This is a genomic window from Pseudomonas sp. ERMR1:02 (assembly GCF_002277815.1).
Lineage (GTDB): Bacteria > Pseudomonadota > Gammaproteobacteria > Pseudomonadales > Pseudomonadaceae > Aquipseudomonas.
In genome coordinates this window covers 65,500-86,485 of the sequence record NZ_NKJI01000011.1, presented here as the reverse complement: position 1 = coordinate 86,485, position 20,986 = coordinate 65,500, and the positions used below count along the sequence as shown (strand labels likewise).

The following is a 20,986-nucleotide window of genomic DNA, read 5'->3' as shown; positions in this document are numbered from 1 at the left end:
CGCCTGACTCATCTCAATGGAATGGAAGAGCACGATGCAATCACCTTTCACAACGGTCAAAGCCCCGCACAACATCGCGCTGGTGGTGATCGATATGCAACACGACTTTGTCGATGATGACGCACCCATCGCCTGCAAGGGCGCCAGCACCATCGTTGCGCTGATCCACGAAGTGGCCGGGTTGGCGCGGACCCTGGGGATCCCGGTCATCTATACCCGCGAGTCGCACCGCAAGCAAAAAGTCGATTTCGGGCTGGAGCTTGAATATGGGGAAACCGAGCATTGTGTCGAGGGCACGCCAGGTGTCGAAATTATCGATGAACTGCGCCCCCATGAGAGCGATTATGTCCTAGTGAAACGCCGTTACAGCGGCTTCTTTGCGACCGACCTGGATTTGCTGCTCAAGGGGCTGGGGGTCGATACGCTGGTGTTGACGGGTGTGGCCACTGATGTTTGCGTGCGTGCCACGGCTCAGGATGCCTTGCAGTTGGATTACCGCGTCTGGGTGCCGCGCGAATGCGTGGCTGGTACCAACGAGGCGCGCCATCTGGCTGCGCTCGAAAATATCGGCTATGTCCTCGGCGGGTCCTACCTATGGACTCGGTCATGCAACATATGCGTGACAGCTGTGTGGTACAGGCATGAGCACAGTGCAGGAAGCCAGACAGCTGCCTTGTGCCGATTACCACCAGGTGATTCGTCAGTTGGTCGAAGAGCGGGCTGATTTGTCCAGGCTGGAAACGAGACAGGTGGTCGAGGCCATTCTCAATCGCCAGTTCAGCGATCTACAGATCGCTGCGACGCTGGTTGCGCTCAGTCGCAAAGGTGAAACGGCGGACGAGGTCGCGGGGGCGGTCGACGCCATTTTGAGCCGCAGTTCGCCGCTGCAGACCGGTTTCGACAACGCGGTCGATATCGGTGGAACCGGCGGCGATCGCGCGGGAACCTTCAATATTTCCACGACGGCGGCGTTTGTGGCTGCGGCGGTGGGGGTACCGGTTGTGAAACATGGCAACCGCAGCGTTACCAGCCGTTGCGGCAGCAGCGACATGATTGCCGTGCTGGGCGTGGATGTTGAGCGACGCAGCAGTGCGCAGCAGATTCGGGCGGATCTCGCCGCGTACAACTTCGCTTTTGTCGCCACCTCCAGCTTTCACCGTTTTGCTCCGCGTATCGGTGAAATCAGGCGTGAGATCGGAGTACGCAGCCTTTTCAACCTTGCAGGCCCGCTGGTTCATCCGGCGGCAATCAAGCGTCAGCTGATAGGCGTTGCACGACCCTCTCAGCTTGGACTAATCGCCGATGCGCTGCTCAGGCTGGGCCGCGAAGAAGCCTTTGTCGTGCACGGCGTCGATGGGCTTGATGAAGTCAGTTGCGTCGGCGAGACCCTGGTTGCCCATGTTCGTCACGGCACTGTCGAGACGTTCAGCGTACACCCGCGTGACTTCGGCGTTGAAGCTTGCCGTATGGAGGACCTGGCGGGTGGTGACCCGCTACGCAATGCGCAACTGTGCACCGCCATCATTGAAGGCGAGCGGGGGCCGCGCAGCGATGCCGTGGTCATCGCTGCAAGCGCGCTGTTGGTGTTGAGCGCCAAGGCCGAGAGTTTTCTGGAAGGTGCAAGCATGGCCCGCGCGGCGATTGACAGCGGCAAGGCCTATCAGGTTTTTCAAAGATTTTTGGGGCACGGATTATGAAAACAACCGTAAAGATTTGCGGCATCACCACGCTGGAGGATGCATTGGCGGCAGTGAATGCCGGTGTCGATGCACTGGGTTTTGTCTTCTCGCCAAGCCCACGTCAGGTCAGTGCTGAGGTGGTGCGCGGGATCGTCGAACAGCTGCCGCCGTTTATCAGCACTGTCGGTGTGTTTGTCAATGAGCCGTTGTCCATGGTGCTGGACGCGATCAAGCGCTCGGGCATTTCGATGGTCCAACTGCAGGGCAATGAGAGCAATGAATACTGCCAGCAGATCGATAAGCCCGTGATCAAGGGCTTTCGTGTCGCCACTGAAGTGGATGTTGACCTGATCAATAGCTATCAGGTGAGTGCCTACCTGTTCGATACCTACGTTGAGGGTCGGGACGGTGGTACGGGCCAGCGCTTTGACTGGGAACTGCTCCGGCGCAGTCGTTTTTCTCGCCCAGTGATAGTCGCCGGAGGCTTGAATGCGAACAACGTCCGGCATCTGGTGGAAGCCCTGAACCCTGATGGCGTGGATGTCAGCAGCGGAGTCTCGGCAACCGCCAGCACCAAGGACAGCAACAAGATGCGCGCCTTTGTCTCGGCGGTTGAAAAAGCCGGGCAGGAGCATGGTCTGGTAAAGATCGAATTCGGCAAGATCGATATCCTGCGCGAAGCATTCCATGACCGGCCGCTGGTGGAGGTCCACGGCAAGCAGTTTCTGATCAACTCGCTGACCGAGCAGGTACCCGCAACGTCCGCGCGGTTGTTGCACGTGGCGGCGCAACGGGTGTGCGAGGCCGCAGATCTTTCCCTTGGGTTGAAACTGGTGGGTGAGGAGGACAAGGGCGGCGTCCTGCTTGCCGCGGTGTCCTTGCTCAGCGGCCTGCCATTCGGCATCGCGCGCTGGTATCCGTCGGGGCTCGAAGGGCAGGTCAAGGTGGGCTTCGACTGCGAGTACATTTCGGGCGAACTGTACTTGAACGGTGTCGAGCCCGGTGACCGGGTGGTCATTGTTGACGATCTGATCAGCACCGGTGGCACGCTCATCGGGCTGATAGAGGCAGTACGTCGTGCTGGTGCCCATGTCGAGCAAATTATCTGCGTGGCCGAGAAGCTGGACTATGCCGGGGTCGAGCGGGTGCGCAACGTCACCGGTCTGGAGGTCAAGACCCTCGTTCGCGTGCGGGTATCAGGGACAACGTCGAGCGTGGTCGATGTTGCCTATTAACGCCAGCGGGCGCTTCTCGCGCCCCCTTTCCAGGAGTGGAAAATAGCCACTTTTGTGGTTCAACCGTAAGCAAGATCCGAGAGCAAACCGTTATGAAAACCAACATATTTCCAGGGTGGTACGTGGTGTTCGCGGCGCATCTGCTGCTGGCACTGATCTTTGGCGGCGCCTACTCCTTTGGAGCGTTTTTTTCGCAGATCCAGTCCAACTTCGAGGTGGGGCGTTTTTCCGTGGCATCGGTGTTTTCACTGACGGCCTTTATCTATTACGCGGTAGGGGTTTTTTCAGGTTCTCTGGCGGACCGCATCTCGACCCGGGTCGTAGTCTGCGCCGGCATAATCTTGCTGGCGCTGGGATTTTTCCTCAGCAGTCTTGCCTCCGGCTCGTTGCAGTTGTTCCTGGTGTGCTTCTGTTCCCTTGTCGGGTTGGGGGTCGGTCTGGTGTATGTGCCGACGGTGACTGCGGTCCAGCGCTGGTTCGTCAAGAACCGCAGCATGGCTTCAGGTATTGCGCTGGCAGGAACCGGTGTCGGGACTTTTGTCGGACCGTCAGCGGCAGGGCTGCTGATGCAGCATTTTTCCTGGGAATCGACCATGCAGATCTTCGCCGTGGCCATTCTTGTGGTTGGTCTGCTGGTGGCATCGCTGGTCAGGAGCAATCCGCAGGAGCTTGGCCTTTTACCAGATGGCCTCGCCCCTCTTCTTCGGGCGCCGGGCGTCATGTGGCACCCAGCGGCATGCGCTTGGCCGAAGCCGCGAGTACGGGCCGATTCTGGTGGTACTTCGGGGCGATTTTCTTTGGCTCGGTCGGGCTGTTTCTCGCGCTTGTGCACATCAACCCCTACGCTCGCCAGTTTGGTATTTCCGTAACCCAAGCCAACTTGTTAATTGGGCTTATCGGCGTTGGCAACGTGGCCGGCAGGTTGTTCCTGGGCAGCATCGGTGACCGGATGGGGGCTCGTCGCCTTCTGATCGTTTTGACCTTCGCGCTGGTGCTGCTCAATCTACTGTGGCTTGGCGCCCATACATTCGTCACGCTGGCGCTGTTCGCTGCTTGTTTCGGCGTGGCCAATGGTGGCTGCATATCCCTCTACCCATCGGTGGCTGCCAGTTGGTTCGGCACGGCGAACCTGGGAGCAATTCTGGGCGCCCTGTACATTTCGGTCGGGTTGGCGGCCCTGATCGGAGGGAGCATCGCAGGGCTACTGTTCGACCTTTATCAGAATTACGCGGTTTCGATCATGCTGGGTGCGCTCTGTGCGCTGCTATCAGTGGTGTTTATCCTGATTGCCGGCCGACAGTTGCCTCAGGTCGCTATCCCGGCACCCTCGGCAGGTTCCTGAACGAGGGGCGGGTATGACTGACAATCTTGATATTCATGATCTTCGTTCCGCTCTTAGCGTGCTTGAGTGTCACGGGCAAGCCCTGGAATACATCGATACACCCATTGATCCGAACCTGGACTTGCTGAGTGACTATCTGGGCGCCTACCGAACAGCGGCCAACTCGGCGATGAGCGCGGAGCAACCTCTGAGGTTGTACCGTAAGCCGCTGACGGGGTGTTTCCGGTGTTGCTGGGAGTATTGGGCAGTCGAGCCAATTGCCGGATCTTTCTGGATCCCCAAGGCAGGCAGGCCACGGATGTCTCCAATGCTGCATTGTTGTATCGGGCGATCACAGCTCCGATTGCGCCCGTCATGGTGCACAGATCGGTGGATCGGGTGGTCGTGGAAAATCCCGACTTGCAGGCTCTGTTGCCCGCGCTCACGTGTTCGGCCGGCGATCCGGGGCCGACCATTACGCTGGGTATGGTCTATGCCCGCGATGAACGCAGTGGTGCCACCAATTGCTCGGTTCACCGCATCACGATCAAGCCTTCTTCGGTCGTTATCGCGATCTATCCGGGAGGGGATCTGCAACGTCTGATCGATATCCATGCCGAACGTGGCGAGCGTTTGCCGGTTTCAGTCAGCATCGGCATGGACCCGGTAATCTACATCGCCGCAGCCTTGAGCAAACCCGCACTCGGATTTGGTGATGACGAGCTGGGGGTCGTGGGGGCGGTCCGGGGGACCGGGGTCGAGCTTGCCCCCTGTTTTTCCAACACCGGGCGTTTTGTCGAACACGCCGAGATTGTCCTGGAGGCGACCTTGGGTTACGAAATGGAAGCCGAATCCGAGGTCGGCGACGCACACTCCATGCCTGAGTACCTTGGATACTACTCACCGTGCGGCCAGGTATCGACGCTACGCGTGAGTACCTTGAGCCATCGCCCGGATGCCATCTACCAGGCGCTCTCGGGGCCTGGCAGGGAACAGTCCGAATTATTGGGCGGCGCCCAGGAAGCTTCGATTTTGCGCCTGCTCAGTGATTGGGGGATGAACGCGTTGGTCAAGGATATCGTGGCCCAACCCGCCGGTGGCGGCCACCTGTTTACTGTGTTGCAGGTACTAAAGTCATGCGAAGCGGATGATCAGCGGGTAAGGCAACTCGCACAGAGACTGCTCGAAAATATCTCCAGTACCAAGAACATCCTGTTGCTGGACGAAGACGTCAATCCCTGTTCGGCCGAGGAAGTGTTGTGGGCAATGTCCACTCGCTTTCGGGCGGAAATGGATATTTACAATACTCGACCGTTGCCCGGCACGCCGCTTGACCCGACCCTGTCGAGTCTTTACCGCACGGGACAGCACAATGGCGTCGCGCCCAAAAGCATCTTCGATTGCACAGTACCGTTCGCCTTGCGTTCACGGTTTCGTCGGGCGTTTGCCTGACTGGTTTTTGCACACTGGAGTGGTCCCTGGCCTATGCACTATTGCGGCGAGCGAGTCCCCAAACCTGCCCCTGCCAGTATCTGCTACGGCTGGAGGACTGCAGTGCGTCCAGGATGCGGTTTATGCCGACCGGCTGGCCTACCGTGGATACGACTTGAACCTGGTGGCCGACGGCAGGACCGTCTCGATGCCCTCGCATCGAAAATTTCCGTAACCCATGGCCTCAGTTCAAAACGATCCGTGCCGACCTGGTGAACCCGTATAACCTTTCTGCACGCGCGGCACCGTTTAGCGCTACGCAGACAGGTATCCCGGCACGCCGTTATAAATACTCTTGAAAAATGGAAAACGTGTCGCCGGTCGGTTAAGCCATTTCAGCAACCACGCACTCTCTGTAGCACGCAGTACGTATTGACTGCACCCATAGCTGCGCTTGAGCAAGCCAATCAGTCCGCTGAACGGCCCCAAGGGCAAGCACAACCCGGTCTAATCTGACTAAGGCAGCATCACAAATTCGCCTTACACCTCTTGCTACAGGGGAAACGGCATGACCGTAAAAACAGCGCGCCAATGCTCGTCATGGATCCTGCCCTCCCTGCTCGCCATCAGCCTGTCGCTGACAGCGGCCTGTGCAGGCAAACCTGCCACGGCCCGCTATACGGCCTCAACCACTGGCTCCAGTACTGGCTCCAGTTGCTATGCAAAAGCGTTACCCACTGCCGGCGAGGGCGGCCTGGCCTGGGGCGACACCTTGAGCATGGCTCGCAAAAAGTCCTTGGATAATTGCATACGCTATGCCGGCCGATCCGGAGGCACGCCCGATACCTGCAAAGTGGTGTTGGCGGAGTGCAAAAATTGAACGCTAGGCAAGTCCGAGAAATGACAGGACAACCACGACGACCACAACTAAACCGACGATGTAGATGATGTTGTTCATGATTTTCACCTCTCAAGCTCAATGGGGTTGCGGCACGAGGGCGGACAGTACAAAGCACCGCACCGCACCTTTGCTCGCTATCTCAATCGACAACACCAAAGACCTGTTTACTCCTTCGCAATTTTCACCTTCACATCAGCGCGTATGCAGCCCCCTCCAGGGCCGTCGCTGAAGTAAAAGGCTGAAGGCCGGATCGAGGCCGGCGGTCGACTATAGTTCGCGCAAAAACGGCCAACGTCGCGACAAGCCAGTTCCCAATGCCAACCGCCCGGGGCCTGCGATAAGGATCGTCGAAAATACGATCAGTAACAGCCATGCGAATTGCCCCTCGCCCAGGCTCCACTCCGGATGCACCCAGATCACCGATACCGCGAGCAAAAATAGAACCGGCAAGGTCGCAAGGCGCGTCAGGACGCCCAACACAATGAATACCGGGCACAGCACTTCGGCGAAAACTGCCAGCGACAACGTCAAGAAACTGCCCATGCCAAACGGGTCTTCGATCAATCCCAATTCATGGTGAAAATGCAGAAGCTTTGGGATGCCATGCACTGACAACAGCAACAGACACCCGGTCATTCGTAGCCAGCACAGCGCGACATCGGCGGCTGTCGTTGGCGTATCAACATCCGTCGTAGTCATGCTACGTGGCCCCATTCGATTGATCGCATCGGGTTTCCAATACCCCGTCCTCATCTGCGAGACTCGCATGAATGCGCCCATCCCCATCGGAATGAGGCGTAAAGCAGATCAGTGACTTTCAGAGGCGTTGAACATCGATTTGGCGTAAATCAAACCAAGACCATAAGCGCCACCATGAGCAATGGAGGTCTTCACAGTCTCGTTGTAGGTGTCACTGCGGGCCCAGTCGCGTTGCAATTCAAGAAGGTACTGGAGCGAAGTCATTGGACGTGCGCCTGCCTGGACCATACGGGTAATGGCGCGTTCATGAGCCTCATCTGAAACGTCGCCGCAGGCATCACATATGACGTAGACCTCGAATCCTTGCTCAAGCGCAGAGATCGCCGGGCCCACGATGCAGACCGACGTCCAGAGACCGGCAAGAACGATTCTACTGCGACCGATCCTGTTCACTTCAACGGCGATCCGTTCATCTTCCCAGGTGTTCATGCTGGTTCGATCAATGAGCTTCTGATCAGGAAAGGTCGAGGTGATTTCTTCAAACATGGGGCCCGAAAAACTTTTTTCAGCGACCGTGGTAAGAATGGCTGGAACACCAAATTCCCTTGCTGCTTTCGAGATCAGTGCAGCGTTGTTTCGAAGGGTGACGGCATCTATGGATTTGGTGGCAAATGACATCTGAGACTGGAAGTCGATCAGGATCAGAGCGTGGTTGGAAGGATCCAACAGGCCTTTACCGGGTGCTGCTTTTGCAGTTGCCATGACACTTCTCCAGATTCGTTTGAGAGTGTGCATTCTCATGGTGTACTGGAGCGGGCGATTGTATGGATGTGCGGATCTGGAAGATTTGTGCTGAGATAATTGCTGTTGTTCGGGTCGGAGTAGTGGCAGACCAGAATGTCTGGATATACGCCTTTTTTATGCTATCCCGGATGTTTTCCGAGTCATTTACCGCCTGGAAATCTTCGCACTGTGACGAAATCGGAGGAATGAATGAAAGGAAGCTGCGCTTGTGGGGCTGTAGGCTATGAGATCGACAACATTGATATGCCAATCAGCCATTGTCACTGCATTACCTGCCGCAAGACTCATGCGGCTGCCTATGTCTCCACGGCTGGAGTGCTGAGAGAGCATTTCAGATGGACTCAAGGCCTGGACGCATTGAAGGCTTTCGAGTCATCTCCCGGGAAGATCCGACACTTCTGCTCCCACTGCGGATCGCACCTTGCAGCTGAGCGTAACGGCTCAGCCGCAATGATCGTGCGCGTAGCTACGTTAGACGAGGAGCCTGGCTCCCGGCCCCAATATCACATCTGGACGGAGCAGGACGTAGCGTGGCTGGATGGGGAAGGTCTCCCGAATTACTCACAATGGCAGCCTGATCGATAAGCGCACGCACCGTTTTGAGGTCTGCGTTGCTACGTAAAATCTGCCAGCGTTTGTAGTTTAGTGTTTTCCGAAGGCGGCGATTTATGCCACGGATAGCCCTTCGCGCTGAGTTGAAAGGCGTAATCGAATAAACGCTTCATGTACTCGCCATCGAATTTCTTATTGTGCGCAAAGGAAAAGTCGGAGCCAATGTACGCAAGATTGAAATCCGCTCCATCCTGCTGCGCCATACGGTAGATTCGCTCCAGGTCGCTGATCCCCTGAGTTTGAATCAATGCACTGATGGCTCGACCGCCGATGCTCAATGTACGGCGCTTCGTCCCGGACCACTGCGGCTCCAGTGTCCCATTACGAATGACATAGAAATGACGTTCGAGTCGCAAAGGTGCTCCGGTGGCTTTGCTCAGCGCCATCACGGTGCTGGGTGGGTAAAGAAACACTTGAGTGATGACCCCTCCGTCCACGTGCATTTCCTGGAACTGTTTGCCGTCAACGTCCACATCGATCATGACGGGTGAGACTGCACCGGGAATACTCATCGACGCGAGCATGATGTTGCGAAAGAGGTCGAGCGCTCCCGGTGCCTGGCTTGCGGCAATGGCGCCCATGTTCCAGGTGACTGGCCGCCCTGAATCAAGGTCAGTTGTGCCGATCAGCAGAATTCGTCCCTTGGCGTATTCCGATGCGATTGCCGCAAGAATCTGCGCAGTGACGTATTTTGCGATGAGCCGTGACAGTGGCTTGCTGTCCGCTATACCGTCGCTGGCAAAACGGGTTAGCACGTTTCGCGAATGAAAAATGTCTTTTGGGCCGATTGCGTTGGAGACATAGCGAATCACGCCGTCGTACTCAGGCCCCAGGTAAGCGAACGGGGCGACCAGGGCACCCGCGCTTATGCCCGTGACCACCTTGAACATGGGTCGAGTCCCATGCGTGGTCCATCCAGCAATCAGTCCAGCTGCGAATGCGCCTGCATCGCCGCCGCCCGAAACTGCCAGCATATGTGCCAGCGGCAGGATATTGTTCGGCTTCCCAGCCCTTGCGAGAACCTCGCTCTCACGTTTGTTGGCCTGAACTGCATCCTGAATGAACGGAGTCACACCGTGGTCCAGCCTGTAGCGAGCATCGGGAATGCCTGGGATGACAGCTTTGTCCGTCAAGGTTGGCGGAACCGCGTCACGGCGTGGCAGGCACGCTTGAAGAAACATGTCCAGTGAGGCGCCAGGCCTGAGCGGGAATGGTTTCAAAACGCCTCCTCCGGCCCCTGCAGTCGACTGCAAGCGCGCTCATCGTACCCGAGAGAGTTCCTACCCATGGTGCCCGAGATGACTACACGCCAGCCGACTGCGACACGTCACTGGAACGCCAGGTAGCTCATTTTGCGCTCCATTACATGATAAAAAACTCATTGGCCGCGCGCCCCGGATTGGCCGACAGTTGCCCTTCGTGAGATGCCGCTTCCGACCCCAAACCGGTCAGTCGTGACAGGCAGAAAACGCCCCAGGCTGTGAAAAAACACGGGCACAGTCTTGAAGACTGCATTGCTACGTAAAATCTGTCGGCGTTGGTTGATCAGCAGACCAAAATTTGCGTAGAAACGCGATTTTCGTCTCGATCCTGATAGTCACCTGCTCTTAGGCCCCATTGTGTGTCCGGGGCCGAGCGGCCAATTGCGAGCGGGGCGTCAAGATGGCCAAGGCAACCGCCACGATGAAGAGCGCCGGCACGTCACCTGCCAAGTGCCCCATTTGCCCCGGCTGGGTGACCGCCTGGACGGCCATGATTCCTCCGTGTACGGCGCTAGAACACACGGTGAACCAGATTAGGCTCAGATTGGCTGCTGGATCACGTGCGGCCAGGATCAAGAACACGCCAAGTGTGGCGTAGATGCCAACGATCATCATCGGGTAGTCCGAGTGACCGACGTGCCAGGCCCAGCCGGACGGCCAGAACAACATAAGTGGATAGAGAGCAAGGCACGCCAGGCCAGCCAAAACTAGAACGACGCGCAAATACCTGAGGCGATCGTCTACGGTCATGGCGGACTCCTCTTTGCAGTAGATCAAGCATAGCTACTCATTTGCTATCGCTGCGTCCACCGGCTGCTTCTGGCCGATTCTGTTGAAAAAGTCGGTTTTCTGAAACGACCAAAAGACCGATCGGTGAAAGCGCCCTTTTAGCACGCTGCCACGTGAAATCCGAGTCCAGAAACCTCTGTCGAAAGTAAAGATTTCAATCTCAGACGCGTACTTTTCTGCTCCAGAAAGCATGGCCGACTTCTTCAACAGAATCGGCCGATTTCAGTCTTTCGCGCCTGGCAGCTATCAAAGCGGTCGGTCAGACCTGGATGCAAACGTTGCGCGCGCACCGGATTCAGTCTGCCAGTTCCTCGAGTGTTTGTGTTTCGTCTTGCAGCTGTCTCCGGCAGAGATAGTTTTCCAGCAGGATGACGACCTCTAGAACAAAAATAGGATTTTCAAGCAGCTTTGGCTGATCCGCAGTAACGGTGTGGATGATCTCATGCGCAGCAATGCTCATCAGATAGATCGAAAGATCGGAGTCAGGTACGTTCTTCATGAACGGTTTGAGTACATCCGAGAACCGCCTGCGAAGCTGATCATTGTTCTCCGGCATGTGCCTTACCGTGCGCGGTAACTCTTCGTGAATGGCTTTGTGTACCGCCGGCGCAACGCGATGTTCATTGACGATCATCTCTACGATCAGAGTCAGCGCTTCTCGAAGAGAGGGCTGTTGCGGCAAGACCTCTAACGCTTTAAGCAGATCGGCACGCGTTGCCACGGCGTGGCGGCGCTGTAACTCAGCAATCACGGCCTCCTTGTTCGGGAAGAACTGGTACAGCGAACCAATGTTGACGCCCGCACGCTCTGCAATTGCGTTGGTCGTCAGGCTCTCCCAGCCCCCCTTGGTCAAAATGTAAGTCGCCGCTTGAATAATCGCATCGACCGTCGCACGGGAGCGCGCCTGGGCCGGGATTTTCCTGGGGTTGACGGTCGATCGGCTTTTGCTCAAAGAAGGCCCCAGAACATGAGTTTTTAAAATGTAAGCTTTAACTTACGATTTGAAGCGTGAAAACACAACGCGCCTCCTGTCCTTCAGAATTTGGAACCATGAACACACAAGAGTCTTGCGAGAAAGCGGCCTTCCACCAGCCAGCCTGATCCTGGAGATTACTGAAAGCCAACTAATGCATGACGACCTGGACACATTGGCCTGTCTGAACGAATTGGCCAGCCTTGGCGTGTTGTTGGCGCTGGACGATTTTGGCACCGTTTACTCCTCGTTTGGTTATCTCACAAGCTTTGCGCTGCACATCCTCAAGCTGGATAAAAGGTTCATCGGCAGCATCCCGTACGACAACAAACAGAGCGCGATCAGCCAGGCGATCATCGGCCTCGGGCGTAGCCTTGGCCTGGAAGTAGTGGCCGAGGCATCGAGAGCCCAGCACAACTCGACTTGGTGGTCAGTGAAGGTTGCCACTACGCCCAAGGCTACTGGTTTAGCCGGCCACGACCTGCCAGATGCAACGGTCGTTCAGTGGAGAAGACTGTTTCGAGCGGCTTTGGTGCCCATTGCTATAAGCACGGTAGGCACCCAGCGGTTATCCATCAGCTCAGGAGGCATACAATGAAAAGCAATTTTCCGGTCAGTGGTCGTGCTGTCGAGTTCAGCGCCAATGCGAACATTCTTTCAACAACCAACCCCAAGGGCGCCATCACATACGTCAATCCGGACTTCATCAACATCAGCGGTTTCAGAGAGGCTGAGTTGCTCGGCGTCAATCACAACATCGTGCGTCACCCGGATATGCCGCCAGAAGCGTTCGCACACCTGTGGCAGACCCTCAAGGCCGGACGCTCGTGGATGGGTCTTGTAAAAAATCGCTGTAAGAACGGTGACCACTATTGGGTCAGCGCCTACGCCACGCCGATGCAACGCAATGGTGAAATAGTGGAGTACCAATCGGTTCGCACGCGCCCACCGAAAGCACTGGTAGAGGCCGCCGAACATCTCTATGCACAGTTGCGCAGCGGTAAAAAAACACATTGCCTGCGTCCGTCACGACTGTCCGTCGGCATGCGCTTAGCACTCGTTAGCACCGGGCTGAACCTGCTTGGCTTTACCGCCTTAGGCTTGGTTGGCGCCCTCTCTTGGAGCCATGCGGCCATCGTTGCGCCGCTATTCAGCCTGTTGCTCGGCGGCCTGCTCTACTACAGCTTGCGCCCCCTCGACGCCCTTGCACGAAAGGCTAAAAACATCGCCGATAACCCGCTGAGCCAAATGCTATACAGCGGCCGCCGCGACCAATTTGGACAGATCGATTTCACCCTGCAAATGCTCGAAGCCGAGACGAGGGCAGTCGTCGGCCGCATTGCCGACTCGGCCCGTCAGTTGAACAAAGAAGCCGAAGAACTAGTCGCCGCAGTGGACAACAACAACTGCGCGACCCTACAACAGCAAGGGGAAACTGCCCAGGTGGCCAGCGCCATAACCCAGATGGCCGCCAGTGTGCAGGAAGTGGCGCGCAACGCTCAGCTCACCGCCAGCGCTGCGAGCTTGGCCGATCAAGAAACCGATCGAGGTCGACAATTGGTCGAGCAAACCCGCCAGTACATCGACAGCCTCGCCAGCGAGGTGCAACAGACCAGTACGGTGATTCACCACTTGGAGCAGCATGGTCAAGAAATCAACCGCGTACTCGAAGTAATCCAGAGCATCGCCGAACAGACAAACCTGCTCGCCCTCAACGCCGCCATCGAGGCAGCTCGCGCAGGCGAGGCAGGACGCGGTTTCGCAGTGGTCGCCGACGAGGTGCGCGGGCTAGCTTCGCGCACCCAGCAATCCACCACGGAAATCCAGGGAACCATCGATACGTTACGGCGCTCCACTGCTGATGCCGTGGTCGCGATGCAACGAAGCCACAGTAAGGCCGAAGCCAGTGTAGAACAGGCACTGTTCGCCGCCCGGGCGCTAGATGAGATCACCCAGCGAGTCGGTGAGATAAGCGATATGAGTGTGCAAATAGCCGCCGCCGTGGAGGAGCAGAGCGCGGTGGGCGACAGTATCCAGTGCAACCTGAATGGTATCAGTCAAGCCACCCACAGTAACGTGCTTGCCAGCAGCCAGAGCCGCACGACTGCTGCCCATGTCGCCAAACTCGCCGAGCGCCTTCAACTGCTATCGGCGCAATTCTGGGGCCGTCAACGCAATAATTGACGGGATGGAGCCGACAACTTTGAGCCGGCTGGATACTAGGACCGGCGTACTTGGCTGAGTTTATGCAGTAAAACAGTCGCTCCTGCCCACTCGATAACTGTCCCATCATGCTGTGTGATCCCCCTCCGGCCAATGAAGAGATTTTGCCGGAGGTCGGCCAGGGGAGCTACTTTTTCAACAGAATCGGCCGTTTGCCGTCACTCGGGATCGACAACCAGCCCGGATGGCTGCGCTGTTTCACCGACCCGATCAGATGGGACAAAACCCGGTCTAGCGCTGGGCTTTTCTACTTCGTGCAGGGCTCGGATGGTATGAGGACGACCAGATCCGTATCTCCTATGTCGACACCGGCTTGTGAAAGCAAGGTAGTAACTTGTCCGCGGTGATGCGTCTGATGGTTGAAGAAATGCATGACCAAACCATAAAAGCTCCTGTCAGCGGGTACTCCCTTCATGCTTGTGTAATGAAGGGTGTGATCTAGATCCGACTCGGCAATGGAGCGAGACCACTCGACAATTTTCTGATCGAGCCACACTCGATGTGCTGAAAGTTCTCGGATATTTGAGCACAGCAACTGGTCGAGACTTTTGAGGGCTGGAAGCTGCTGAATCGGTCCCAGAGCCAAGGGGTTCGCTGGGTGCTTGGCGAATCGCTTTAGCCAGATAATGTCGCCGGCCACCAGGTGGTTCAACGTCCCGAGAATTGAACCAAAGAATGCTTTCCTATCCACTGAGAGCTCTTCATCTGGCAGGCTTCTGGCTGCCTCATAAATCTTTGCGTTCATCCACTCGTTATAGGTCGCCATTAGGCAGATATGGTTGGTGCGGTTCATCGTGCTCATCCTTTCAATGAATACTGGATAAGCGATCCACGCTCATCTTGAAACCCAGTCTAGTGCTGGGCTTTGTTGTTTTGGGGTGCAACAGGGAGAGGGACCGCTCTTGCTTGGTGCTTGCATGTAGCTCGGCAAATATCCTTCATTTGACCGATTGCTGCCTGTTGCCACGGGCAGCATACCGGCCAAAAGCTGCCGATGGTCGTTGCATTTCGCTTGTCGCCGGCGTGTGGCTAAGCTTAGTAAATCGGAGAGAATTGAAACTCGGATGATGGCAGCCATCAGCGGACCTGGATTGGCACCAAGACAATGCTCCCAAAGGAGACGAATATGTATGCGGTTATAAGAACCTACCTGGGTGCTGGAGCAAAGCAGCTTTTCGAGGTTTTAGAAGAGCGCAAAACCGACGTCGAAGCTTTACTGAAGACAGTGCCTGGCCTCGTAAGCTACACACTGCTCAATACGGGTGATGGTGGTACGTCGGTGACTGTTTGCACGGACAAGGCCGGCAGCGATGCGAGTTTGAAAGTCGCACGTGACTGGATTCAGAAAAATACATCAAACATCCACGCGAACCCGCCGATCGTCACGGAAGGTCCGGTTATTGTGCAGATCAAATAGCGCGCCCTTGCGATTGATCTCAAAACACTATTGCGGTGCAAGCGAACAACGGCTCCGGGTCCTTTTCAGCCTGTCTCAACAGGCCGAAATCGGCCCGGCAGCAGTCATTCACCACGCTTATCAACAAGATCGCGTATTACTTCAGCAAGAATACAAACCCCCTCATCAATCTCCTGCGTCGTCAGGCCGGCATAGCCCAGAATGAGCCCCGCAGGTCGCTCGCATGCAGCCGACACAAGGCCGGAGAACAGCGGCGAGAGCGGGTAAACCCCGACCCCGCGCTCAAGCGAAATCGCCTGCAACCTGGGCTCATCCACCGCACGAAGTGCCGGCAGCAACAACACCCCATGCAGCCCCGCCGCCATGCCGACCAGTTGTCCCTGCTCCCCCAGATGCTGGTCAATGGCCTCCAGCAGCGCTTTTCGCCGCCGTTCGTTCTCCCGGCGCAGGCGGCGAACGTGGCGCTCATAGGTGCCACTTTCGATCAACGAGGCGAGCACATTTTGCTCCCAGCGCGCCGAGTGACGATCCGTCATCCGCTTGGCTTCGCGGAACACGTGAATCAACTCGTGGGGAAGCACCAGATAGCCCAACCTGAGCTGCGGTGAGAGGGCCTTGGAGAAGGTTCCGACATAGATCACGCGAGCATCGGTGTCCATGGATTGCAAGGCATCGATGGGGCGCTGGCCATAACGAAATTCGCCGCCGTAATCATCCTCGATGATCCACGCGCGATGGCGGCTCGCCCACCCCAACAGCTCCTGGCGGCGTGCGATGGACAGCACCGCGCCCATCGGAAACTGGTGCGACGGCGTCACAAAGGCCAGCCGTACGCGATCATCGTCTGGCAGATTGCTGGTATCCAGTCCAGCGGCGTCGACGGGTGTGGGCAACGCCGTCGCGCCCGTGGCCTCGAAGCTGTATCGGGCCATACGGTAGCCCGGTTCCTCGAAAACGAATGCATCGCCCGGGTTCAGCAGGAGCCTGGCACACAGGTCCACGCCCTGTTGCGAGCCATGCACCACGAGAATCTGCTCCACGTCGCACGCCAGACCCCGGGCGCGCCGCAGATAACCTTGCAGCGCGCTGCGCAAGCGATCTTCCCCTTCGGGCTGGCCGTAATAGAGGTTCGGCTGACGCTTGACCAATTCGGTGCGGTAAGCGCGCTGCCACCCCAAGGCCGGGAAATCCCGCGAGGCCACCGAGCCATATTTGAAATCGATGCGAGCCAGTGGGGAAGCCATGCTATACGGCTTCAGGGCGGCAACACGTTGGCCATAGAGAGAAAGCGCGGGCGGCTGTTTCTCGCGCTGCGCCGAGTCCGCCTTGGCAACCCCGGATGGGGTACTCATCCCGCGCGCTACCCGGGCGGTTTTTCCCGCGGATGTCACGACAAAGCCCTCGGCGGCCAGTTGCTCGTAGGCCGCCGTCACGGTGGTTCGCGACACGCCGAGCTCGGCCGCCAGTGCCCGCGTCGAGACAAGCTTGGTGCCTGCGGCCAGCGTGCCGTCTTCTATCTGCACCCGCAGCCTGGCATAGATACGACGTTCGGCTCCGCGGGAGGATGCATTTGACTCGGTTGAAAACTGGCCCATGGAGAAACCTCGAAACTGGCACTTTTTCTTGTGCAGGTCATGGTCGAGATTATGGGCTCGCATCCATCCGGAATGAATCCCCAGGGAGACACCACCTTGGAACTGACTGTCACCACCCTCCTTGTCACCTTCGCCGGCGTCTTTCTGATCTGTTTCATGAAAGGCGCGTTCGGCGGCGGCTTTGCCATTGTCGGTATCCCGCTGCTGTCGCTGGTGATGGACCCGATCACCGCTGGCGGCCTGCTCGCGCCGTTGTTCATTGCCATGGACCTGTTCGGCTTGCGCTACTGGAAGCCGTCCACCTGGTCAAAACCGGACCTGAAATTGCTGGTGCCAGGACTTGTCGTTGGCATCGGCGTCGGCTACCTGCTCTTTCGCGTGATGGACCACCGCGCAGTCGCCCTTGTGATGGCAGCGGTCACGCTGACTTTTGTCGGCCTCTGGTTCAAGGCTGGCGGAGAAGTCACGGTTCGGCCACGCTCAAAGCCCAAGGCGGTTGCCGCGGGCCTCACATCGGGCATCACGACGATGGTGGCGCACTCCGGCGGTCCACCGCTGGCGATCTACCTGCTGCCGCTGGGCCTGAGCAAACAGGTCTATGCCGGAACGACCAGCATGTTTTTCACCGTGGGCAATCTGCTCAAGGCTGCGCCTTGGCTGCTCCTGGCCAAACCGACAGGCAACGTGCTAAGCCTGACGGCCATCTGTCTGCTCGCCGTTCCCAGCGGTGTCTGGCTTGGCTGGCGGTTGCACGCAAAACTGGACCAGCGCCAGATGTACCGCGCCTGTTACGGTTTGCTGGTTGTTACGGCTTTGAAGCTACTTTGGGACGGGGTCTGCGGTTATATCGCCTGAGAACGTGGTCGCCCTTCCCCCGCACATCGACAATGTGCGGGGGAACGGAAACCCCGTACCAGCGCTGCATCACTCTGTCGGGGCGTATTGCATCTCTCCGTTCCCGAATGACCAGTCCTCTCGCTTCACATCAAGCAGGCTGATCCAGACATCCTCTCTGCGCAGACCTGTTCTTGCATGAATGCCCTCTGCAATAGCCTTGTAAAAGGCCTTCTTGACTTCAACGGTTCGACCCGCATTCCAGGTCACTTGAATGAACACGATTTTCGGGGTGTAGGAAATACCCAGGTATCCGGCGGCCGGGTAGACAAGCTCATCCTTGCTGTGGCGATTGATGATCTGAAACTTGTCATGTTCGGGAACATTGGCCGTAGTGATCATGGCGTCGTAAACCACATCACTGATTGCAGCGACGGTTTCTTCGGAGGTATCAGCGGCGACATCGATTCTGGCTAAAGGCATGACGGGTTCCTGCTGGGGTTGATTGCTGATTGGGCAAGATTTTTCATAGGGGCTTTGCATAGGGGCATCGACTTCAAGACGACGCGGTGGAAACAGGTCGCGGCGCAGCCTTACCAAGCTGCAATACATAGACTCCGACGATGATGCACATCAGTGCCAACAGATCCTGAGCATGCAAGGGTTCGTGAATCAGTAATGCTCCGATGCCCAGTGCCACGACAGGCGGAATGTAAGTGACACCCGCAGCCTTGAGCGCCCCGAGATGCTGCACCAGAAAGTAGTACAAGACGTACGCCACCCCGGTTCCCAGGATCCCGAGCCCGAACACCAGCCCACTCAAGGCAACAGGTTCATTTGCAATCCGCTCGATCCCGTCAAGGTCAGTGGTCAATAAAAGCACCAACAGCGCAAGTCCGAGCTGGTACGTCGACAAGGCCAGAGGCGATAGATCCTTGTTCACAAGAAAGCGTCTGGCGTAGACGAATGAACAGCCCAGGCTCAGTGATCCCCCTACCATGTAAAGCACGCCATTGATTTCAATGCCGTCGCCAGTGCTGCTCCACGGGCGGGCAATCAACAGTACGCCCGCGAATCCGAGCATCAAGCCCATCACCGTCAAGCGATTGATCGGCTCCTGCCGTAAAAAAGCAAAAGCCGTCAAAAAGGCGAAGAGTGGAATCGCCCCGCTGAGCATCCCGGCAATCCCGGAAGGAAGCAGCGCTGCCCCCTTGGCAAAGGCAAGGTAATACAGTGTCGTGGCCAGCAACGACATGACCAGGAAATGGTGGATGTACCGCAAGTGAGCCCATCGCAACGCACGGCACGACAGCGCCAGGACAAGAACAGGAACGAAGCCCAAGAGCACTCGCAACAGAACGATCTGCAGGGGAGAAATCACCTCGGCAGCCCACTTCATGAAAATGAAATTGCTGCCCCATATCAGCCCGAGCAAGGCAAAAGCCGGATAGACCAGTTTGTTCATGATGAGTCTCTGCACGGGGGGTTGATGCTCGAAATTACTTGGTAAAGACTGAGCGGGACAAACGATTAAAAAACCCGCATGGAGTAGAAAAACTTCAGTATGAATCGCATGCCCCCCATCAAGGCCCTGCTAGCGTTCGATGCTGCGATGAAACACAGCAGCTTTACCGCGGCGGCAGTTGAGCTTCATGTCACTCCAGGTGCCGTAGGACAGCAGATTCAAAAGCTGGAAGAGTGGTTGGGCACGCCGCTATTCATCAGGTCAGTGCGGCAGGTCCGCCCGACTCAGGCAGCGTTGAACTACTGGGCGGCAGTACAGCCCGCGCTTCTACGAATCCAGCAGGCCAGCAACGAGTTACGCCTGAGCCATGTGAGCGAAGTCTGGTTGTCCATGCCGCCGACCCTGGCCGCGAAATGGTTTGCTTCACGGATGTCCGATTTTTTGAGCTTCAGGCCAGACATCACCTTGCACCTGAGTGCATCGACGGCACTGATCGACTTCGAGCGTGACCGCGTCGATCTCGCGATTCGCTACTTTGACGGTGATGATCCGTTGTTGGACTCGACGCTGCTGTATCGCGATGAGGCTCGTCTTTATTGTTCGCCGGGGTATGCCAGAAAACTCAAGTTGAAGCGTCCCGAGGACCTGGTGCGGGCCACCCTCCTTCACACCACGCTGCTTCCCCATTGGACGCCTTGGTTCAAACGGTTCAGCCAACTGACTGATACACAGGTGGCTGCAATCCCCTGCCAACATTTCGATCAGTCCATTCTTGCGATAGAAACAGCACGACATGGACAAGGCGTTGTACTGAGCAGCGCCATCCTGACGCAGGTCGAGGTGCAAAATGGCTCGCTGTGCGAACCCTTTGAGATGCGCCTGCCGGTGTCGAGGGGTACTACCTTGTACACCATCGTCATACCGGGTTACGTCCGGCAGCTGCGGCTTTGAAGGAGTGGTTGATTGACAGGGCTGGCAAGGAGGAATTCGGCCAATCGAGCTGAGCAAACAGCTTGGTATGACGGGTGTGGCGACCGCGCCGGTGGCGCTGTCGCTCAATGCCTCATTCATGTACCTCGTTTCTCACTGGGTCATCACCCTTCCCGCGTGTCTGCGTGTTCCTCACGTTTTGCCAATCGCCAGCGAACCAGTTCATCTGCTGCCGGGCCCTCTTCCATCCGAACGTCTCGCAAGCCAACCTTCTCGCCCGTCGCTTCGTCGATCAGAGCGAGTTTGACCCCATGACCTGTGTTCGCATTGATAAATCTCAGCGGTGGTCCCCCCAGATCTCCCAGATCCCATTTGTCGCCGACTTGTGCCAGAGCCATAAGTACCAGAGCCGTGTCTGTCCCCCGCGATGTCAACACGTATTCATAGCGATCCGGGCGCGATTGGTACTGCCGCCGCTCGATCAGCTCATTTTGCTCCAGCGCCTTCAATCGATCTGACAGCGTAGCGTTGGTAATGCCCGTGGAGTGGCGCAGATCATCGTAGCGCCTGAGCCCCAAGAGCACGTCCCGCAAAATCAGTGCCCCCCAGCGGTCGCCGATGGCACCCAGCACGCTGGCGATTGAACACGCCATGCCGTCAAAGCCTTTGGATCGCATTGAAATCAGCCTATTTCGAAAACGTTTGTGCGCAGAATAACCCTGCGGACAGTGCCTGACCAAGGGACAAGCCTGGGGCAAATAATAGGCCTTGCTTACTCTAATTACTAGAGTTACGGTTGTGACTCCAGTTATCAGA

The 20,986-nt window shown here is 57.2% G+C and carries 23 protein-coding genes and 1 pseudogene; 14 read left to right on the top strand and 10 right to left on the bottom strand.

What is annotated here, in order from left to right; genetic code table 11:
• Window positions 1-16 precede the first annotated feature (16 nt).
• From CES87_RS19680 to CES87_RS19655, 7 genes are all read left to right on the top strand, one after another.
• Window positions 17-724, top strand: a complete 708-nt coding sequence (locus CES87_RS19680) for a cysteine hydrolase family protein (RefSeq protein WP_218196351.1) — start codon at window positions 17-19, stop codon at window positions 722-724.
• The gene (gene trpD / locus CES87_RS19675; protein WP_128607424.1) at window positions 642-1,697 is read left to right on the top strand and encodes an anthranilate phosphoribosyltransferase; all 1,056 of its coding nucleotides are present in this window, start codon (window positions 642-644) and stop codon (window positions 1,695-1,697) included. Before CES87_RS19680 ends, trpD begins: the two co-directional genes overlap by 83 nt.
• A complete protein-coding gene (locus tag CES87_RS32680) occupies window positions 1,694-2,914 on the top strand; it encodes a phosphoribosylanthranilate isomerase (RefSeq protein ID WP_128607423.1) in 1,221 nt (406 codons plus the stop codon). Before trpD ends, CES87_RS32680 begins: the two co-directional genes overlap by 4 nt.
• Window positions 2,915-3,006: 92 nt before the next feature.
• Window positions 3,007-3,783 carry an MFS transporter gene (locus CES87_RS32675; protein ID WP_218196349.1) on the top strand — a complete coding sequence of 259 codons (777 nt, stop codon included), beginning with the start codon at window positions 3,007-3,009 and terminating at the stop codon, window positions 3,781-3,783.
• Window positions 3,741-4,256, top strand: coding sequence for an MFS transporter (locus CES87_RS32670; RefSeq protein ID WP_218196347.1), 516 nt, complete (start codon window positions 3,741-3,743; stop codon window positions 4,254-4,256). The genes CES87_RS32675 and CES87_RS32670 overlap by 43 nt, the downstream gene beginning before the upstream one ends.
• Window positions 4,257-4,640: 384 nt before the next feature.
• Window positions 4,641-5,687, top strand: coding sequence for a UbiD family decarboxylase domain-containing protein (locus CES87_RS19660; protein ID WP_371858232.1), 1,047 nt, complete (start codon window positions 4,641-4,643; stop codon window positions 5,685-5,687).
• 547 nt (window positions 5,688-6,234) lie between these two features.
• Window positions 6,235-6,546 carry a hypothetical protein gene (locus CES87_RS19655; RefSeq protein ID WP_128607421.1) on the top strand — a complete coding sequence of 104 codons (312 nt, stop codon included), beginning with the start codon at window positions 6,235-6,237 and terminating at the stop codon, window positions 6,544-6,546.
• A gap of 288 nt (window positions 6,547-6,834) precedes the next feature.
• On the opposite strand, the gene CES87_RS19650 is transcribed toward CES87_RS19655, so the two are convergent.
• Window positions 6,835-7,266: a DoxX family protein gene (locus tag CES87_RS19650; RefSeq protein ID WP_128607420.1), complete on the bottom strand. Its 432-nt coding sequence runs from the start codon at window positions 7,264-7,266 to the stop codon at window positions 6,835-6,837.
• Between the two features lie 108 nt (window positions 7,267-7,374).
• Window positions 7,375-8,028, bottom strand: coding sequence for a hydrolase (locus tag CES87_RS19645; RefSeq protein WP_128607419.1), 654 nt, complete (start codon window positions 8,026-8,028; stop codon window positions 7,375-7,377).
• Window positions 8,029-8,259: 231 nt separating this feature from the next.
• Here CES87_RS19645 and CES87_RS19640 point away from each other — a divergent pair, with 231 nt between their 5' ends.
• Window positions 8,260-8,655 (top strand): GFA family protein, encoded by a 396-nt coding sequence (locus CES87_RS19640; protein WP_128607418.1) that lies wholly within the window; start codon window positions 8,260-8,262, stop codon window positions 8,653-8,655.
• 29 nt (window positions 8,656-8,684) lie between these two features.
• Here the strand turns inward: CES87_RS19640 and CES87_RS19635 are convergent, their stop codons facing one another.
• The 3 genes from CES87_RS19635 to CES87_RS19620 all read right to left on the bottom strand — a co-directional run bounded on the left by CES87_RS19635 (window position 8,685) and on the right by CES87_RS19620 (window position 11,685).
• Entirely contained in the window at window positions 8,685-9,902 is a 1,218-nt protein-coding gene (locus CES87_RS19635) for a patatin-like phospholipase family protein (protein WP_128607417.1), read from the bottom strand.
• A 387-nt stretch (window positions 9,903-10,289) separates the two neighbouring features.
• Entirely contained in the window at window positions 10,290-10,694 is a 405-nt protein-coding gene (locus tag CES87_RS19630; RefSeq protein ID WP_128607416.1) for a DUF6632 domain-containing protein, read from the bottom strand.
• A 334-nt stretch (window positions 10,695-11,028) separates the two neighbouring features.
• On the bottom strand, window positions 11,029-11,685 hold the full coding sequence (locus CES87_RS19620; protein ID WP_128607415.1) for a TetR/AcrR family transcriptional regulator: 657 nt from the start codon (window positions 11,683-11,685) through the stop codon (window positions 11,029-11,031).
• Window positions 11,686-11,800: 115 nt separating this feature from the next.
• On the opposite strand from CES87_RS19620, the gene CES87_RS19615 reads away from it, so the two are divergent.
• The 3 genes and pseudogenes from CES87_RS19615 to CES87_RS19610 all read left to right on the top strand — a co-directional run bounded on the left by CES87_RS19615 (window position 11,801) and on the right by CES87_RS19610 (window position 13,890).
• Window positions 11,801-12,304 (top strand): EAL domain-containing protein, encoded by a 504-nt coding sequence (locus CES87_RS19615; RefSeq protein WP_256590998.1) that lies wholly within the window; start codon window positions 11,801-11,803, stop codon window positions 12,302-12,304.
• Window positions 12,301-12,630: pseudogene (locus CES87_RS34435) on the top strand (PAS domain-containing protein); the annotation flags it as partial. The gene CES87_RS19615 and the pseudogene CES87_RS34435, both read left to right, overlap by 4 nt.
• Window positions 12,604-13,890 carry a methyl-accepting chemotaxis protein gene (locus CES87_RS19610; RefSeq protein ID WP_371858234.1) on the top strand — a complete coding sequence of 429 codons (1,287 nt, stop codon included), beginning with the start codon at window positions 12,604-12,606 and terminating at the stop codon, window positions 13,888-13,890. The pseudogene CES87_RS34435 and the gene CES87_RS19610, both read left to right, overlap by 27 nt.
• Window positions 13,891-14,176: 286 nt before the next feature.
• On the opposite strand, the gene CES87_RS19605 is transcribed toward CES87_RS19610, so the two are convergent.
• Window positions 14,177-14,722, bottom strand: a complete 546-nt coding sequence (locus CES87_RS19605; RefSeq protein WP_128607413.1) for a DinB family protein — start codon at window positions 14,720-14,722, stop codon at window positions 14,177-14,179.
• Between the two features lie 333 nt (window positions 14,723-15,055).
• Between CES87_RS19605 and CES87_RS19600 the strand changes: the two genes are divergently transcribed.
• A complete protein-coding gene (locus tag CES87_RS19600) occupies window positions 15,056-15,346 on the top strand; it encodes a hypothetical protein (RefSeq protein WP_128607412.1) in 291 nt (96 codons plus the stop codon).
• Window positions 15,347-15,450: 104 nt separating this feature from the next.
• On the opposite strand, the gene CES87_RS19595 is transcribed toward CES87_RS19600, so the two are convergent.
• The gene (locus CES87_RS19595; protein ID WP_128607411.1) at window positions 15,451-16,941 is read right to left on the bottom strand and encodes a PLP-dependent aminotransferase family protein; all 1,491 of its coding nucleotides are present in this window, start codon (window positions 16,939-16,941) and stop codon (window positions 15,451-15,453) included.
• Window positions 16,942-16,980: 39 nt separating this feature from the next.
• Between CES87_RS19595 and CES87_RS19590 the strand changes: the two genes are divergently transcribed.
• On the top strand, window positions 16,981-17,796 hold the full coding sequence (locus CES87_RS19590; protein ID WP_256591017.1) for a sulfite exporter TauE/SafE family protein: 816 nt from the start codon (window positions 16,981-16,983) through the stop codon (window positions 17,794-17,796).
• A gap of 69 nt (window positions 17,797-17,865) precedes the next feature.
• On the opposite strand, the gene CES87_RS19585 is transcribed toward CES87_RS19590, so the two are convergent.
• Complete coding sequence (locus CES87_RS19585) at window positions 17,866-18,258, bottom strand: tautomerase family protein (RefSeq protein WP_128607503.1); 393 nt, start codon at window positions 18,256-18,258, stop codon at window positions 17,866-17,868.
• A gap of 73 nt (window positions 18,259-18,331) precedes the next feature.
• On the bottom strand, window positions 18,332-19,240 hold the full coding sequence (locus CES87_RS19580; protein ID WP_128607410.1) for a DMT family transporter: 909 nt from the start codon (window positions 19,238-19,240) through the stop codon (window positions 18,332-18,334).
• A gap of 108 nt (window positions 19,241-19,348) precedes the next feature.
• Between CES87_RS19580 and CES87_RS19575 the strand changes: the two genes are divergently transcribed.
• Window positions 19,349-20,191, top strand: coding sequence for a LysR family transcriptional regulator (locus CES87_RS19575; RefSeq protein WP_256590997.1), 843 nt, complete (start codon window positions 19,349-19,351; stop codon window positions 20,189-20,191).
• A gap of 143 nt (window positions 20,192-20,334) precedes the next feature.
• Here the strand turns inward: CES87_RS19575 and CES87_RS19570 are convergent, their stop codons facing one another.
• Entirely contained in the window at window positions 20,335-20,847 is a 513-nt protein-coding gene (locus CES87_RS19570; RefSeq protein WP_128607409.1) for a helix-turn-helix domain-containing protein, read from the bottom strand.
• Window positions 20,848-20,986 lie beyond the last annotated feature (139 nt).